Source organism: Bacteroides sp. 1_1_14 (assembly GCF_000162515.1).
Lineage (GTDB): Bacteria > Bacteroidota > Bacteroidia > Bacteroidales > Bacteroidaceae > Bacteroides > Bacteroides thetaiotaomicron.
Genome location: NZ_GG774702.1, coordinates 793,303 through 811,578 on the forward strand (window position 1 = coordinate 793,303; position 18,276 = coordinate 811,578).

The following is an 18,276-nucleotide window of genomic DNA, read 5'->3' on the forward strand; positions in this document are numbered from 1 at the left end:
TTTTTAGTCAGCCTTTTTTTGATTTACGATATTCCCGCGGTGACATTCCCATGATCTTACTGAATAGGCGGGAAAAATAATAAGTATCTTCAATGCCTATTTTATAGCATATCTGATTTATCTTCATATCGGTGGTATCCAGCAACAGGCAGGCCTGCTGCATCTTTAGTAGATTAAAGTAAGTAAGCGGACTGTGTCCCGTTTGCTTTTTGAACAACATGGAGAAGTGCGACGGAGAATATCCGATTTGTGTCGATATCTCTTCCAGACTCAGATGTTTCTCCATATTCTCTTTCATATAGTGGATGGCAACGTTCACTATTCCCTCGTCTTCTGCCTCATTGGTGCCTGCATTACGATATTGCTGGACATAGCGTAACGTTCCCAGATAAAAGTGAAACATAGAAAACGCATAACGCAGGTTCTCGTTGCTATAACCATTTTTGAGTGTATTGAATATCTCTTCAAACAGGTTGATCCGCGTACTGATGCGGGAGTGTTGTTCGGGCTGAATATCCATCGGACGGTTGGCGTCTTTGGCATAGAACGGAGCAAGAATACCTTTGAAGTGAATCCAGTAAATAGTCCATGGCGTCGATTTGTTGGAAGCATAAGAATGCGGGACTCCTGCTGGAAGAATAAAATACTGATTGGCGGAGACGGTATATTCCTGGTCTCCGATCCGGTAAGATCCGGCGCCATCAATACAATAGATGAAGACATATTGATTGATGGGCTCTTTCCGTTCCCGAAAATGATGCTTGGCTTTGGGATAATATCCGATGTCAGTGATATGCAGCATGGAGGTCAGCGGGTCCTCTTCCATCTTATCAACGATGATGCGGGGCAATACTAAGGCTCTTTCCCCGGTAAATCCATCTTTTAGTTTTACCATAGTACATAATTGGTTATTCTGCGCAAATATATAATAATGTATGCGATCTGTCAAATAATACATTAAAAATAAGATTGTCCATCTTTATAAAATGAAATTCTATTTTTTGTGCTTTGGATACGCTCTATCTTTGCAACATCAATTAATCAATCTTCTAGTGGTATGAAAAGTTATAATAAAAAGTTTGTCTATTCCATTTGTTTGGTTTCTGCGATGGGCGGTCTGCTCTTTGGGTATGACTGGGTGGTAATCGGAGGAGCGAAACCTTTCTATGAACTCTATTTCGGTATTGCCGATTCGCCGACGATGCAGGGACTGGCTATGAGTGTAGCCCTGCTTGGCTGTCTGATCGGTGCTATGGTAGCCGGTATGATGGCTGACCGCTATGGCAGGAAACCTCTCTTGCTGATTTCCGCATTTATTTTTTTATCTTCCGCATACGCTACCGGTGCATTTTCCGTATTCGGCTGGTTTCTGGCAGCACGCTTTTTGGGAGGCATCGGCATCGGTATCGCTTCGGGGCTGTCTCCGATGTACATTGCCGAAGTAGCTCCTACTTCCATTCGGGGGAAATTGGTGTCCCTCAATCAACTGACTATTGTATTAGGTATCCTTGGTGCACAAATAGCCAACTGGCTGATAGCCGAGCCTATACCTGCCGACTTTACGCCTGCCGATATCTGTGCTTCATGGAACGGACAGATGGGATGGCGCTGGATGTTCTGGGGAGCAGCATTTCCGGCAGCGGTATTCTTGCTGCTAGCCTGTTTTATTCCCGAAAGTCCCCGTTGGCTGGCAATGAAAGGCAAGAGGGAGAAAGCATGGAGTGTGCTCAGCCGGATAGGAGGAAACCGCTATGCAGAGCGGGAACTTCAAATGGTGGAACAAACCTCCGCTTCCAAGTCGGAAGGAGGATTGAAATTGTTGTTCAGTCGTCCGTTCCGTAAGGTACTCGTACTGGGTGTTATCGTGGCTGTGTTCCAGCAATGGTGCGGTACGAATGTGATTTTCAATTACGCACAGGAAATATTCCAGTCGGCGGGTTATTCGCTGGGTGATGTACTTTTTAATATTGTAGTAACCGGTGTAGCGAATGTGATCTTTACGTTTGTGGCTATCTATACGGTCGAACGTTTGGGGCGCCGTGCTTTGATGCTTTTGGGGGCTGGGGGACTGGCGGGTATTTATCTGGTTCTCGGTACGTGTTACTTTTTTCAGGTCAGCGGTTTCTTTATGGTAGTGCTGGTAGTGTTGGCGATAGCTTGTTATGCCATGTCTTTGGGGCCTATCACGTGGGTACTGCTTGCTGAGATATTCCCCAACCGCGTGCGTGGTGTCGCTATGGCAACCTGTACTTTCGCTTTGTGGGTCGGTAGTTTCACGCTTACCTACACATTTCCGTTGCTGAATACTGCATTGGGCAGTTACGGCACATTCTGGATTTATTCGGCTATCTGCGTCTTCGGCTTCCTTTTCTTCCTGCGTGCATTGCCTGAGACAAAAGGGAAATCGCTGGAGACATTGGAGAAAGATCTGATAAAATAAAAAGATATAATTAATAATATCATGGTAAAAGCATGGAGAGAAAAGGTTGTAATTCCTACTTATGAAGTAGGTAAACCGGAAAAGAATCCTATTTTCCTGGAGAAACGTGTCTACCAGGGCAGTAGTGGGGTAGTTTATCCTTATCCTGTCATCGAATCGATGTCCGATGAAAAAGTAGATAAGGAATACGAAGCTATCTTTATTGAAAACGAATACATCAAGGTGATGATTCTGCCCGAGTTAGGCGGTCGTGTACAAATGGCTTATGATAAGATCAGGGAACGTCATTTTATTTATTACAATCACGTGATTAAACCTGCATTGGTGGGGCTGGCAGGTCCGTGGATTTCGGGAGGTATTGAGTTTAACTGGCCTCAGCATCATCGTCCCAGTACTTATATGCCTGTGGATACGACGATTGAAGAAAATGCTGACGGCAGCGTCACTGTATGGGTGAACGAAATGGAACGGATGTTTCATCAGAAAGGGATGGCGGGCTTCACGCTTCGTCCGGGACATGCTTTTCTCGAAATAAAAGGGGTGCTCTACAACCGCACCGAAGTGCCGCAAACCTTCCTGTGGTGGGCGAATCCTGCCGTAGCGGTGAACGACTACTATCAGAGTGTATTTCCGCCCGACATCAATGCGGTGTTCGATCATGGGAAGCGTGCCGTATCCAGCTTCCCTATAGCAACGGGTACTTATTATAAGATGGACTATTCTGCCGGAGTAGACATTTCGAACTATAAGAATATCAAAGTTCCTACTTCGTATATGGCTGTCAACTCCCGTTACAACTTTGAGGGTGGCTACGAAAACGACACTTGTGCAGGTATGCTTCATGTGGCAAATCATCATATTTCTCCGGGTAAAAAGCAATGGACATGGGGGAACGGTGATTTCGGCCGTGCATGGGACCGTAATCTGACTGACGAGGACGGACCTTACATCGAACTGATGGCTGGTGTCTATACCGAGAACCAACCGGACTTTACATGGCTGCAACCTTACGAAGAAAAGAGCTTCGTACAGTACTTCCTGCCTTACCGTGAACTGGGAGTGGTGAAGAATGCAAGCAAAGATTTGTTGATGAACATAGAACCGGAAGGTGAAAAGGAGGTACGTTTCAAGATATTCGCAACATCTAAGCAGGTGGTTAATGTAGTGCTGAAAGGTGACGATGGAAAAGTGTATTATAGCAGGCAAGTGACCATTACTCCGGAAGAACTATTGAATGAAACGGTAGACGTAGCAGGAGAGAAGTTGAACAAACTGAATCTTGAAATCACCGCAAACGGCAAGGAACTGCTTTACTGGCATGCCGAACCGGACGAAGTAAAACCGATTCCGGATGCTGCCGAAGCTGCTTTGTTGCCGGAAGAAATAAAAACAACCGAGCAACTCTATCTGACAGGTTTACATCTGGAACAATACAGACACGCCACCTATAATCCGGTAGACTATTACGAAGAAGCCTTGCGCCGTGACCCGATCGATGTACGTAGCAATAATGCACTCGGATTATGGTATATCCGTAAAGGCCGTTTCCGGAAAGCTGAACAATACTTGCTTACAGCAGTGAAGACCTTGCAGAAGCGCAACCCGAATCCGTATGATGGAGAACCTATCTATAATCTCGGACTTGCCTTGAAATATCAGGGACGCTATAATGAGGCTTACGACCGTTTCTATAAATCATGCTGGAATGCAGCCTGGCAGGATGCCGGTTATTTTGCCTGTGCCCAGATTGCTACGATGCAAGGACGTCTGGAAGACGCTTTGGACGAAGTGGACCGTTCGCTTATCCGCAACTGGCATAATCATAAGGCACGTGCTCTGAAAACGACCATTCTCCGTCAGATGGGGAAAGCGGAAGAAGCCTTGCAAGTGATTGAAGATTCATTGGCTATTGATAAATTCAACTTCGGTTGCCGTTATGAGAAATATCTGATAACCAATGCTACCGAAGACTTGCTTACTTTAAAAACGATGATGCGTGGCGAAGCTCACAACTATGATGAAATCGCACTTGATTATTGTGCTGCCGGTTGCTGGACAGAAGCCGCTTCTTTGTGGAATGTAGCTATCGCTGAGGGCAGTGTAACACCGATGACTTATTATTACTTGGGTTGGTGTCTTGTTCAGGGTAAGTTATCCGGTGCGGAACAGGCATTTGCCGATGCTGCCAACGCTTGTCCGGACTATTGTTTCCCTAACCGCCTGGAAGCCATTCTTGCTTTGCAATGTGCTATGGAACAAAACCCGAATGATGCGAAAGCACCTTATTATCTGGGTAATTTGTACTACGACAAACGTCAGTACGATTTGGCACTCGAAGCATGGGAAACTTCCGCCGGACTGGATGACAAGTTCCCTACGATATGGCGTAATCTGGCTTTGGCTAACTTTAACAAAAAGGATGACGAAGCAACAGCCATCGAATATATGGAACGTGCTTTCCAACTCGATACGACCGATGCGCGTGTGTTGATGGAATTGGATCAGCTCTATAAACGTGTCCGTCGTCCGCATTCCGAACGTCTGGTGTTCTTGCAGCAATACCCCGAATTGATAGCGCAACGTGACGACCTCGTACTGGAAGAAATCACTTTGCTGAATCAGACAGGCGAGTATGAAAAGGCTAAAACGTTACTTGATGCGCATATCTTCCATCCGTGGGAAGGCGGCGAAGGAAAAGTACCGGGACAATATCAGTTTGCCCGTGTGGAACTGGCGAAGAAAGCACTTGAAGCCGGGAATTACAGTGAAGCTGTCTCGTTGCTGGCAGAGTGTCTTGAATATCCGCATCACTTGGGTGAAGGTAAGTTGCACGGTGCACAGGAAAATGATTTCTATTATTTCATGGGTTGCACTTATGAAGGTCTGGGGCAGAATGATAAAGCGGTAGAATGCTGGGAACAAGCGATTGTCGGTCCTACCGAACCGGCTGCTGCCATGTACTACAATGATGCAAAACCGGATAAGATTTTCTATCAGGGACTGGCATTGTTGAAACTGAACCGCATGGATGAGGCTAACGGACGCTTCCATAAACTGACAACTTACGGAGAGAAACATCTTTTTGACAAGGTTAAAATGGATTATTTTGCAGTGTCACTACCCGATTTGTTAATATGGGAAGATGACCTGACCATACGAAACGTCATTCACTGCAAATATATGATGGCATTGGGATATTGGGGATTGAACGAAAAAGAGAAATCTGTTCGGTTGCTGAGTGAGGTAGAAAGATTGGATATCAATCATCAGGGTATTCAGGCTTTTCGTAGTCTGATTGGGTAGGAAGTATTGGTTCTTGGTTAGGACCGGCGTACTCTTGTTTCAGTCCGGTGCTAACCAAGTACTTCTTCCTGTTTACGGTACAAATTTGATGCAGACAGGCTTGTCCACCTTTATATCTTTACGTATATCCGTCAGTAATCCTGTATCTGTATCCCTTTCATAAATCTGTATCACATTACTATCCCGACAAGCCACCAGCAAATACTTGCCGTTAGGCGTGATAATGAAATTGCGCGGGTGAATGCCTGTCAGTTGATAACCAACTTTCGTCAGCATACCGTTTTCCGGATGGATACTGAAGATCGCCAGCCCGTCAGCCTTTAGCCGGTTACTTGCATACAGGAATTTGCCGTCCGGGCTGATATGAATATCACCACTTCCTTTGGCTCCCACAGTGTCGGCAGCAATTGTCTGAATTTCTTTTAACTCTCCATCGCTATATTCAAACGCAATGACTGTTCCCGATAGTTCATTGATGAGATACGCATAGCTTCCATTCGGTGCAAATGTCAGATGGCGGGGACCCGAACCGGCTTCTACTTTATAAGAGGCGGGACTTCCTTCTTTCAGAAAAACATCTTCATTGTCTGCCTTTGCATTCGGATTAACAATAAATTTGTGTATCTGGTCCGTGCCCAGATCGTCTGCAAATAAGTATTTGCCATCCGGCGTGATGCGGACACAATGCAGATGCGGTTTCTCCTGACGTTCCTTGTCGGCTCCCGAACCTTTGAACTTCACCACCTCAGAAGCGGGGAGAAGTGAACCGTCCTTATCGATCGGGAAGACAGAAATGCTTCCTCCGCTGTAATTGGCAGTAACCACATTACTTCCGTTGGTAATGATGTAGCAAGGATCTTCGCCTCCGGTTTTCTGCGTATTCAGCAGTCGGAAAGTTCCTTCCTCCTTATTGAAAGCAAATGCGTTGGCAGCAGCTTGTTCGTTGCTGAATTCGCTGACTGCATAGATGAATTTGCCGTCGGCAGAAGGTACGAGATAAGATGGGTTTTCCACTTCCGCTTCACTGAGTGCGGTTGCGGTTCCGTTTTCTTCATTGAATCGGAAACTATAGAGACCTTTACTGTCTCCCGAAGTGTAAGTACCGACAATCATTGTCAGTTCCTGTTCTGCTTCATGGGAGCCTTCGGTCCGGGAAGCCTTTTTTGATGTACAACTAGATGTGAACATACCGATAATACAGATGGTTGCAAAAGTTTTTAGCATATATAGGTTCTTTTTATTAGATAGCAACTTCCTTAGTCTATACTAATGTCTTGTATAATAGATGATTGCAGTTTCCTTGTCGTTCCCTTACGAGGACACGATGGTTTCCCGGCGAGGAAACGGTCGTTTCTCTACGGGGATACTTGCGTTTCTCTACGAGGAAACTGTCGTTTCTTTACTTGAAACGGAAATCTCCCTTACCTGTCCCAGTTATACTCTACTATATAACTGTCGAAATACTCACTTTGAATGACTCCCAGTTCTTTGGCAGTGTTTATAATCCATTGCTGCTCGGCGGGAGTGAGCGCCAGTTTGCCACTGCGTTTCAAGTAGTAGTTTTTACGTCCCAGATATCCGATCATCCGATAGCGGAACGTGTTTGCCACGCGTACTGTGAGTGCATTTATTGTGCACATGAATCCTTTGGCGTAACGCACCTTTTCGTTCGAACAGAAATAGTCACATTTTTCTTTTATGCCCTTTATATGGTTTGGATTCATAATTGGCAGAAAAACTTTGTTTGCAGGGGCGTGTTTTAAAGCTATCTGTCGCAGGCAAGTCGAGGCTTGCGGGCAATTTTCGGCAGCGCACATTCCGAATGTGAAAGGTACTTGAGAATAATCAAATGGTTCTTCCATTGCTTTTTTGAGGTTGATAGTATTTATTATATTCCACAAATGTACGGATAATGTTGGTAAGTTGGAAATAACCGGGCCTACAAATGTTGTATGTTTGGGAGCCAAGTCTGCCTCCGCTCATGATATATCTCTGTATACCGGATAGCATATCATCGGCTAATATTTGCAAATATATGATGGTTAGTAACAAAAGAATATGTATCTTTGTGCCAAAGAAAACAGGATTATTGAAAGGATATGATGCATTATTTATCCCTTATTTGTTTCTTAAATATAAAATAGCGATTGTTTTCTTTTGATTTCCAGACCGTTACAAAGTCATGGGGTTGACTGGATTTGACAGCGGGCAGAAATGGTAGGTAAGCATGCAGTGGGTCGGTAATTTCCACTTAAATCTCAGTTATCAAAACTTTATCTGGCGAAACTAATTACGCTCTTGCTGCTTAATCGAATCACAGTAGATTAGCTTAATCCAGGCACTAGGTGCCAGGACGAGACATCACTCGGAAGCTGTTGCTCCGAAGCATTCCGGTTCAGTGGTGCAGTAACATCGGGGATAGTCAGAAGCGGCCTCGCGTTTTTGATGAAACTTTAGAGGATAAGGCAGGAATTGATGGCTTTGGTTCTGCTCCTGCACGAAAATTTAGGCAAAGATAAGCATGTAGAAAGCTTATGATTTCCTCGTTTGGACGAGGGTTCGATTCCCTCCAGCTCCACTTAAAAACAAATGAAAGCTCTGATTATCAGAGCTTTTTCTTTTTGCAGTTTTTCTCTTTTACTCCCCTTTTTATTGTTGATCCTTTATTTTATCTCTTTTTAGATACAAAGTCAATTTCTTATACATCCTATCACTCTATTCTCTTTTGGTATGATAATATGGCTATTTGGTATTGTCAATATTTATGTGTTTTTGTTTTATATACGGAATAATTATAAATATATGCAAACAAGTATTAATAATATATCTTTATTATGTTCTAATCTTTGAGAATGTCTACTTTTATACTTGTAATCGATAATAATCTTAGCGGATATGGAAAATAATGTTAACCAAATTGAGTTGAAGTTTCAGCGTTTTTTTATTTCTAATTTTCCGAAAGTAAAGAATTATGCCCAGCTGTTGCTTAAGTCGGAAGTTGATGCTGAAGATGTTGCTCAAGATATTTTCTGTAAGCTTTGGTTACAACCGGAAATATGGCTTGACAATGAAAATGAATTAGATAACTACCTCTTTATAATGACCAGAAACATTATTCTGAATATCTTCAAGCATCAGCAAATCGAACGGGAATATCAGGAAGGATACCTTGAGAAAACAGTGCTTCATGAATTGATAGAAGGGGAAGATGCCCTTAATAATATATATTATGAAGAAATGTTGCTGGTTGTTCGCCTGACTTTGGAAAAAATGCCTGAACGGCGAAGGTTAATATTCGAGCTGAGTCGTTTTAAGGGATTAAGTTATAAAGAAATCGCAGAAAAGCTTAATGTTTCCATCCGTACGGTAGAGCACCAGGTGTATTTAGCACTGATAGAACTAAAAAAAGTGCTTCTATTTTTATTTTTTCTATTTTCCTTTAAGTAGTGTTTTTCTTTTAGTTGTATTTAGTGTATAAAGGAAGAAATTAATGATGAAAAACTATATTCAACAGATCATAGAGTTATTCGGGCATAATGAGTATTCATTGGCTACGCGTAGAAAAGTGCAGCGATGGTTGGCTGACGACAATCATGCGGAAGAAAAAAAAGAAGCACTTCACACGTTGTGGCAACAAGCGGGAGAACAGAAAGTACCTCGCGGAATGCAACAGTCCATATTACGGATGCAACAAAATCTGGGAATGCAGTCTGTCGGTTCCGGTAAAAAGTATCAGTTACTTATATGGAGAGCAGCAGCTATTTTCCTGTTGGCAGTATCGTCTGTTTCTATCTATCTGATGTTGGAGAAAGACAAACCGCAAAAAGACTTGGTAGAATGTTTCATACCAACGGCGGAAATACGTGAACTTACATTGCCCGATGGTACCCGGGTGATGCTAAATTCGAGAAGCACCTTACTGTACCCGGAGCAGTTTGCCGGTAAGACCAGAAGTGTATATTTGATTGGCGAAGCAAATTTCCAGGTAAAGCCGGATGAAAAACATCCTTTTATAGTGAAAGCCAATGATTTTCAAATAACAGCTTTAGGTACAGAGTTTAACGTGAATGCCTATCCGGAGAACAATGAACTGATTGCAACTCTGCTGGAAGGTAGTGTGAAGGTAGAATTTAATAATCTGATATCTAATGTAATACTTAAACCCAATGAGCAGATAACGTATAATAAACAGACCCGGAAACGTAGCCTCCAATCGCCTCGGATAGAGGATGTGACTGCTTGGCAGCGTGGAGAGCTGGTTTTCAGTGATATGCATCTCGATGAGATTTTTACGAGTCTCGAACGCAAATTTCCCTATACCTTTGTTTATAGCCTTCACAGCCTGAACAATAAATCGTATAGTTTCCGTTTCCAACAGCGAGCCACTTTGGAAGAGGTGATGAAGATAATAACACAGGTGGCAGGGGATGTGAAATATATAATTAAGGGGAATAAATGCTATATAACTGATAAAATATAGAAAAACGATTGTTGAACCTTTTTTAACTTAATGTACTATGCAAAAAAGTATCCGGAAGAAATGGCCGTTTCTCCCGGATGTGAAATCATTGTCCTTCTAATATTAGCGTATCTCGACGCTATTTCAATTGATCATAGAATAATAACCAATTAACTAATACTAAAAAGATGCTACAAATTTACGAAAAAAGAGCAGATAATGTTGTTCAAAAGCGAGTCTTTCTCATTTTTTTTAGGTCTATTATTGATGCAGACCCTTGCTTTTGCTCAAAGTGATAGTAAAATTACTATCCAGCAGAAAGATATCACTGTAGTAGATGCATTGAAAACTGTGGAAAGACAGTCGAAGATGTCTATAAATTATAGTGATTCCGAATTGAAAGGAAAGAAAATTGCCGATCTTAACTTGGAAGACGTATCGGTGACTACTGCGCTCGATGCAATCTTGAAAGGAACAGGTTTCTCTTATCAGATTCAAGGTAATTATATTATAGTTACGGAGAAGAAACCGGCAGCTGCACAATCTGTCAAAGATATCAAAGGGAAAGTAACCGATGAGAATGGTGAACCCCTGATCGGAGTAAATATCTCTGTGGACGGCAGTTCTACAGGGACAATTACAGACTTTGACGGAAACTTTTCGATTAAAAGTCCCGGTAATGCCCGTTTGAAAATATCTTATATAGGATATGCAACTCAACTGATTGCTGTTTCCAATAAGGACTTTTACCCGATTACAATGAAACAAGATACGGAAGTGCTGGACGAAGTAGTCGTGACGGCATTGGGTATCAAGCGGGCAGAAAAGGCACTGTCTTACAATGTGCAGCAGATAAAAAGCGAGGATATAACCGGCATTAAAGATGCCAACTTCATCAATTCACTGAATGGTAAGATAGCCGGTGTAAGTATCAACAAGAGTGGTAGTGGTGTCGGTGGTGCGACGCGTGTCGTTATGCGTGGCGCTAAATCTATCGAAGGCGACAACAATGCACTGTATGTAGTAGATGGTATCCCTTTGTTTAATACTAATATGGGAAACACAGATAGTGGTATCATGGGTGAAGGCAAAGCCGGAACGGAAGGTATTGCTGATTTCAATCCGGAAGATATCGAGAGTATCTCTATTCTGAGCGGACCTTCGGCGGCTGCTTTGTATGGTAGTAGTGCGGCAAATGGTGTCGTTCTGATTACTACTAAGAAAGGGCAGGAAGGTAAATTACAGATATCATTTTCTTCTTCATCCGAATTCAGCAAAGCGTACATGATGCCCGAATTCCAGAACACGTATGGAAATAAAGAAGGTATGTTCGAAAGCTGGGGTGACAAACTGGCCCGTCCGAATTCGTATGATCCCAAGAGTGATTTCTTCAACACCGGAACCAACTTTATCAACTCGTTGACCTTGTCTACCGGTACAAAGCAGAATCAAACTTTTGCTTCGGTTTCATCCACCAATTCAAAAGGTATTGTTCCCAACAATTCTTATGACCGTCTGAACTTCACCATTCGCAATACAGCCACTTTTCTGGACGATAAATTGCAGTTGGATTTAGGAGCGTCCTATGTGAAACAGGAAGATAAAAACATGGTATCGCAGGGACAATACTGGAATCCGGTGATTTCTGCCTACCTTTTCCCCCGTGGAGAAGACTTCGACGATATCAAGACTTTCGAGCGTTATGATCAGAGCCGCAATATTCCGATACAGTATTGGCCGATTGCCGATGCAACCTATGGTTCGCAGAATCCCTACTGGACTGCTTACCGCAACATCGCAACGAACGAGAAGAGCCGTTATATGTTTAATGTCGGTCTGAGCTATAAGATTACCGATTGGATGAATCTTGCCGGACGTTATCGTATGGACGATACTCATGTTCAGTTTGAACGTAAGGTTTATGCTACTTCCGATCAGAAATTTGCCGAAGGAAAGAAAGGTCTGTATGATTACAGCAATTACAAAGACCGTCAGGAGTATGCCGACTTTATGTTAAATATCAACAAGCAGTTCAACGATTTTAATATTTCTGCCAACTTGGGTTATAGCTACTCTAACTACTGGTCGCTGGCAAGAGGCTACAAAGGAACCTTGCTCGGAGTAACAAACCTGTTTGCCGCCAGCAACATCGACCCTTCCAACGGTCGTATCTCGGAAGACGGAGGTGACAGTCGCGTACGTAATCACGCTATCTTTGCCAACGTCGAATTGGGCTGGAGAAGTATGCTTTATCTTACGTTGACAGGGCGTAATGACTGGAACTCCCGATTGGTAAACACCAGCGAAGAATCCTTCTTCTATCCCTCGGTAGGTCTGTCCGGTATTATCTCTGAAATGGTGAAATTGCCCGAGTTCATTTCCTATTTAAAGGTACGCGGGTCTTATACGGAAGTCGGTTCTCCGGTATCACAGTCGGGACTTACTCCGGGAACTGTGACCACTCCGATTATCGGTGGTGCACTGGCTCCCACAGGCATCTATCCTTTTACTGATTTCAAGGCAGAACGTACCCGTTCTTATGAATTGGGATTGAGTGTACGTTTATGGAATAAACTGAGTGCCGAAGTTACTTACTATAAATCGAATACATACAATCAGACCTTTATTGGCGATTTGCCGGAATTTTCGGGTTACAAACAAATCTATTTGCAGGCTGGTAATGTACAAAATCACGGTTGGGAAGCATCGTTGGGATACAGAGACAGCTTCGGAGACTTTAGCTTCTCCTCCAATCTGACCTTCTCGCGCAATGTCAACGAAATCAAAGAAATGGTGGAAAACTATCGTACCGACATGAGTCCCGAGCCTATCAACGTGCCGGAAGTAAGGAAAGACAATGGACGCGTTATATTAAAAGTCGGCGGCAGCATCAACGATATATATGCCAATACTTTCCTGAAGAAAGACAGTCAGGGGTATGTTGAAATCAAACAAGACGGTTCGTACGGACTCGAACAAGGTGAACCCGTTTTCTTGGGCAAGACGTCACCGGACTTTAATCTGGGATGGAGCAACTCGCTGTCATACAAAGGATTCGGACTCAGCTTCCTGATTAACGGACGTTTTGGTGGTGTGGTAACTTCCTCTACCCAAGCTATTCTCGATCGCTTCGGAGTATCCAAAGCATCTGCCGAAGCACGCGATGCAGGCGGTGTCTTACTGCCCGGACAAGGGAGAGTGGATGCACAATCGTATTATCAGCTGATAGGTACGGGTGACTATACCACTTCCGGATATTATGTGTATAGTGCAACCAATATCCGTCTGCAAGAGCTGACTTTGAGTTACAGGTTCCCCGACCTTTGGTTTAAGAATGTGCTGAAAGATGTTACTTTGTCATTCATTGCCAATAACCCTTGGATGCTCTACAGCAAAGCTCCGCATGATCCGGAACTGACTCCGTCCGTAGGAACTTACGGTCAAGGTAATGACTATTTTATGCAGCCGAGTGTGAGAAGTTTCGGTTTCGGTATTAAATTTAAATTATAACTGACCTCATGAAAAAGATAAATCAATATAAACTATTAGCAGGAATCTGCGCTTTGTCGCTCTTTACTGCTTGTGACTTTGAAGAGCTAAACACCAATCCGTTCGAGATGACCGACGAAATGGGCATAAGAGATGGTGTTGCTGTCGGAGGTGCTGTAACAGCGATGCAAAGAGCTGTAGTCACCGTAGGAACTCAGGCTGACGATACGGATGCCATCAACCAGTATCAGGTTGCATATAATCTGTCAGCCGATTCGTGGAGCGGATTTTTCGGACAGAACAATAACTGGTATAGCGGCAGTAATAATACTACCTATTACTTGCAGGACAATTGGGTGGCGGCTACTTATACCAATTCATATACGACTCTGCTGTCTTCCTGGAAAAAGATAAAACAAGAATCCGAAAAGACCGAAACACCGGAAATCTTTGCTTTGGCTCAGATTCTGAAGATATCTGCATGGCATAAAACGCTTGAATCTTTCGGTCCTATTCCTTACACTCATGCAGGAGAACCTGCACTGGTGATACCTTTCGACAGCGAACAAGTTGCATTCAATGCCATGTTTACCGATCTGACAGCTGCTATCGACATTTTGACTGTGAGAGCGGAACAAGGGGCAACCATTGTTGCCGATTATGATGCCGTATATGCCGGTGATACGAGAAAATGGGTGAAATACGCCAATTCACTGATGTTGCGTTTGGCAATGCGTATCAGTTATGCTGACGAAACGACTGCACAGAAATATGCCCGTCAGGCTTTGAATCATACATTTGGAGTGATGACTTCGAAATCAGACGAAGCCCAGATGAGTACCGGAGCCGGAATGGTCTTTCGTAACAACATTGAGTGGCTGGCCAATCAGTATAATGAGTGTCGCATGGGCTCTTCCATGTTTTCTTATTTGTTGGGTTATCAGGACCCGCGTCTGAGTGCTTATTTTGAAGCTTCTCCCAGTGCGTATGCGGTAGCGGCTTTTGACGGGAAAAACTATCAGGCGGTACCTCCCGGCAATGCCAATCAGCAGAATACGATTTATACCGATTTCTCCAAACCCAATATTACCTCCAACACTCCGACTTACTGGATGCGTGCTTCCGAGGTTTATTTTCTGAGAGCTGAGGCCGCGTTGAGATGGGGAAGCGAATTTGGTGATGCGGAAGCACTGTATGAACAAGGAGTTGCCACGTCATTTGATGAGAATGGTATCAGTTCGTCTGTAGACGACTATCTGGCTTCCGGATTGACTCCGATTGCACATAATATGAGAGCCTCCTATTACAGTTACAATGCTGCGGCTCCTACTACTGCAACACCTGCCTTCAGCGGTGGAACGGAAGAAAAACTGGAGAAGATCATGATTCAGAAGTGGATTGCACTATATCCAAACGGACACGAAGCATGGACCGAATGGAGAAGAACCGGTTATCCGAAACTGAATCAGGTGCAGACCAACCGCGGACAGGGCGTTACTCGTGAAGGTGGCATTCGTCGTATGGTGTATCCTGTAAGTTTCTATCAGTCGGCAGAGGATAGAGCCAATTATGAAGAAGCATTGAAGCTATTGGGCGGTCTTGATAAAGACAAAGCAACTACTCAGTTGTGGTGGGATTGTAAAAATAAAATCTATTAAACTATGATTCATATGAAAATGTTAAGACGATTATTATATATACTTCCTGTTATAGGGATAATGATTGCGTCGTGTGTCGATATAGAAAGCAAGGATTTTGAACATATCGGCGGTTACAACACGATGGACAATGAAGAAAGTGCACAGTATTATGCCGATCTTCGTGCATGGAAGGCAACCAGTCAGGGTTACGGACGTCCTATTTTCTTCGGATGGTTCAGCAACTGGTCTCCCGAGGGACCTATTCGTAAAGGATATCTGGCTTCTTTGCCGGACAGCATCGACATGGTATCGATGTGGAGTGGTCCATTCGGCTTGAATGAAGCGAAACTGGCTGATAAGGAGATTTTCCAAAAGAAGAAAGGCGGTAAGATCACGGTTTGTTACATTCTGCATAATATTGGAACTGGTATTACGCCTGCTTCCGTTTCAGAAAAAGTACAGGCGGAAAACCCGAATGCTTCCAGTGAGGAAATCACTGAGTTGGTCAATAAAGCAACAGAAGCTTATTGGGGATTTACCAGTGGAGAGAAAGGTGCTGAAGACCATATCGCAGCCATTCAACGCTATGCCAAAGCATTGGTAGACACGATTGTTGCGACCGATTATGATGGTCTGGACATTGACTGGGAACCCGATAATGGTGGTGACGGCGGAAGATACGTAGGCAGTCTGAAAGACCGCAGAGGTGGTCCGCGTGGTGAGTTTCTGCATTATCTGGTAGAAGAGATAGGAAAATACTTTGGTCCGATGGCAACCGAGCGTCCGAATGGTAAGTATTACTATTTTATGATTGACGGTGAAACATGGAACTCTAACAAAGAATCTGCTCCTTATTTTGACTATTTCATCACTCAGGCATATGGCGACTCCAATCTTGATAGCCGGGTTCGTACTTTGCAAAACTGGTGCGGAGAGTATTACGACTATCGTAAGCATGTATTTACCGAGAACTTTGAGTCATCCTGGACTACCGGTGGTGTACTTTTGAAACAGGCTGCTTATAACCATGCCAATGGACCGAAAGGTGGCGTCGGTGCTTTCCGACTTGATAATGACTATGATAATGCCCGTGATTATAATTTTGTGCGTCATGCTATACAGATTAATCTGCAGGCTTATCAGGAATATATGGACAATCAATCTAATGAAAATACAGAACAGCAATGAAACGTATCAAAATCTTATATGCAGGTGCACTAGTTGCATTGTCTTTCTCTAGTGTGGGTTGCAACGACAGCGAAAGCGATCTGTTGGAGCCGAAACTTTACTTTGAAAGTAATGTGATAAGAGTGGAAGTTGAAGCGGATACCTACGAGTGCGAATTGGTGTCGCGATTGTCGACTATGGTAAAGAGTAATGTAAATGTGAACTATCAGGTAGGAGGGCAGGACCTTGTGGATGAATACAATCATAAACACGGAACGACCGGACAGCTTTTGGCGACTGATAACTATGAAATGACAGGAACTTCTTCGACTATTAAAGCAGGCGAACTATATGCTGATCCCTGCGGATTGTCGGTAAAGAATATTACCAAGGGGGAAGACGGGGTAACGTATATTCTGCCCGTAATAGTGAACAGTACGGACATTGAAAAGATAAGCAGTTCGAGCGTTACTTATATTGTAGTAAGGAAACCAATTATTATTGATAAAGTATACCGTATCAATCCGGGCTGGCTTGATGTACGTCTGCCGACTGCTTATAAAACAATGGGGTCTGTCACCTACGAAGCATTGGTTTATGCCGAACGTTGGAAGAATCTGGGCACCATTATGGGCAATGAAGGTACTTTGATTATGCGTACCGGTGACTTGAATCATCCTGATAACGAGCTTCAAATGGCCGGAAGTGTTGCACTTCAGATGCCCGATGTATCCATATTCCTGTTGAATCAGTGGTATCATGTAGCGTTCACTTACGATGCTTCTGCGGGAATGGCTACTCTCTATCTCAATGGAGAGAAAATAGCAGAAAAAACGGTGGGCTCACTGACATTCGACTTGAACGAACGTTTCTGTATCGGTTATGCTTATGACTATGACCGGAATCGTAAATGGAACGGATTTATGAGTGAGGTTCGTTTATGGTCGGTAGCCCGTACTGCGAATCAGATTCGTGAAAATATGATGTTTGTCGATTCAGGTTCAAATGGTCTGGTCGGTTACTGGAAACTGAATGGAGAAGATATCGAACAACGGGACGGAGTGTGGTATGTGCTCGACCAGTCGCCGAATCATAATGACGCAACTTCCAATAATGGTTTGCGTGGTGAAACCGGTGGTAGTCAGTCTTTTGTAGAGCCGACGGTAGTAGATATGAGGGTTCGGCTTGAATAAATATGGTTTTGTTTTCTAGGTAGATTAAATAAGGAGGGGGCTGTGTCAAAACTAAGGCACATCCCCTTCTTTTCTTAATATAAAATAGTCATTCCTCTTTTTTTGTCTATGCGACTATTTTTTCAGTAATTAGGTAATAAGGCTTAATATTCGTCGTATTTTGAGTCACACGTGGTCTGATAAAGATAAATATAGTGTGTGCACTCCTTCTCTTTCCTGCTTTTAGTAGTTTTGTACACATCTTTTTGATATTAAAAGCTATAGCAAAGAAGGCAAAGTCCATTGTAACCTTGTCTTCTCCCACATGCCGGAACCTTTTGTATGCCATGTTGTGTTTCATTTGTCCAAAAACTGCTTCCGGTTCTATACATCGCCTTCCCCTATGCCTGATGCCTTCTTCCGAGAGTAACCTTTCCCGTGCCTGCCGTTTGTATTGGTTTAACCGGTGGTTGACTTCTATCATACGGTTCCCCCGAGCTTTAAAGCAACTGCCACACAAAGGACACCCTTCACATCTTTGTGCTTTATACCGGGCACTTTCGGTGATGTATCCGCTTGCTGTTTTGTCACGTCTAGTTCCTATAC

The 18,276-nt window shown here is 43.5% G+C and carries 12 protein-coding genes and 1 other RNA gene; 9 read left to right on the forward strand and 4 right to left on the reverse strand.

The annotated features are described in order from the left end of the window. Positions 1–7: 7 nt before the first annotated feature. Positions 8–895, reverse strand: a complete 888-nt coding sequence (locus tag HMPREF9007_RS21350) for an AraC family transcriptional regulator (RefSeq protein ID WP_008760063.1) — start codon at positions 893–895, stop codon at positions 8–10. A 162-nt stretch (positions 896–1,057) separates the two neighbouring features. Here HMPREF9007_RS21350 and HMPREF9007_RS21345 point away from each other — a divergent pair, with 162 nt between their 5' ends. Both HMPREF9007_RS21345 and HMPREF9007_RS21340 read left to right on the forward strand, forming a co-directional pair. Then, entirely contained in the window at positions 1,058–2,440 is a 1,383-nt protein-coding gene (locus HMPREF9007_RS21345; RefSeq protein ID WP_008760064.1) for a sugar porter family MFS transporter, read from the forward strand. 21 nt (positions 2,441–2,461) lie between these two features. Then, positions 2,462–5,743, forward strand: coding sequence for a DUF5107 domain-containing protein (locus HMPREF9007_RS21340; protein WP_008760065.1), 3,282 nt, complete (start codon positions 2,462–2,464; stop codon positions 5,741–5,743). A 72-nt stretch (positions 5,744–5,815) separates the two neighbouring features. Here HMPREF9007_RS21340 and HMPREF9007_RS21335 read toward each other — a convergent pair whose 3' ends face one another. Further along, complete coding sequence (locus HMPREF9007_RS21335; protein WP_008760066.1) at positions 5,816–6,967, reverse strand: lactonase family protein; 1,152 nt, start codon at positions 6,965–6,967, stop codon at positions 5,816–5,818. Positions 6,968–7,164: 197 nt separating this feature from the next. Next, on the reverse strand, positions 7,165–7,605 hold the full coding sequence (locus tag HMPREF9007_RS21330; protein WP_008760067.1) for a DUF6078 family protein: 441 nt from the start codon (positions 7,603–7,605) through the stop codon (positions 7,165–7,167). Positions 7,606–7,927: 322 nt separating this feature from the next. Between HMPREF9007_RS21330 and ssrA the strand changes: the two genes are divergently transcribed. The 7 genes from ssrA to HMPREF9007_RS21300 all read left to right on the forward strand — a co-directional run bounded on the left by ssrA (position 7,928) and on the right by HMPREF9007_RS21300 (position 17,691). Next, positions 7,928–8,324: a transfer-messenger RNA gene (gene ssrA / locus HMPREF9007_RS25750) on the forward strand. Between the two features lie 314 nt (positions 8,325–8,638). Continuing rightward, complete coding sequence (locus tag HMPREF9007_RS21325) at positions 8,639–9,190, forward strand: RNA polymerase sigma-70 factor (RefSeq protein ID WP_008760068.1); 552 nt, start codon at positions 8,639–8,641, stop codon at positions 9,188–9,190. Positions 9,191–9,236: 46 nt separating this feature from the next. Next, positions 9,237–10,223, forward strand: a complete 987-nt coding sequence (locus tag HMPREF9007_RS21320) for a FecR family protein (protein ID WP_032850111.1) — start codon at positions 9,237–9,239, stop codon at positions 10,221–10,223. 246 nt (positions 10,224–10,469) lie between these two features. After that, positions 10,470–13,712, forward strand: coding sequence for a TonB-dependent receptor (locus HMPREF9007_RS21315; protein ID WP_081018088.1), 3,243 nt, complete (start codon positions 10,470–10,472; stop codon positions 13,710–13,712). 8 nt (positions 13,713–13,720) lie between these two features. After that, positions 13,721–15,349, forward strand: a complete 1,629-nt coding sequence (locus tag HMPREF9007_RS21310; protein ID WP_008760071.1) for a SusD/RagB family nutrient-binding outer membrane lipoprotein — start codon at positions 13,721–13,723, stop codon at positions 15,347–15,349. Between the two features lie 12 nt (positions 15,350–15,361). Next, positions 15,362–16,519: a glycoside hydrolase family 18 gene (locus tag HMPREF9007_RS21305; RefSeq protein ID WP_225651362.1), complete on the forward strand. Its 1,158-nt coding sequence runs from the start codon at positions 15,362–15,364 to the stop codon at positions 16,517–16,519. Continuing rightward, the gene (locus HMPREF9007_RS21300) at positions 16,516–17,691 is read left to right on the forward strand and encodes a DUF1735 and LamG domain-containing protein (protein ID WP_008760073.1); all 1,176 of its coding nucleotides are present in this window, start codon (positions 16,516–16,518) and stop codon (positions 17,689–17,691) included. The genes HMPREF9007_RS21305 and HMPREF9007_RS21300 overlap by 4 nt, the downstream gene beginning before the upstream one ends. A 106-nt stretch (positions 17,692–17,797) precedes the next feature. On the opposite strand, the gene HMPREF9007_RS0124565 is transcribed toward HMPREF9007_RS21300, so the two are convergent. Beyond that, positions 17,798–18,276 (reverse strand): transposase (locus HMPREF9007_RS0124565; RefSeq protein ID WP_277754610.1); only part of this gene is annotated, 479 nt, incomplete at its 5' end.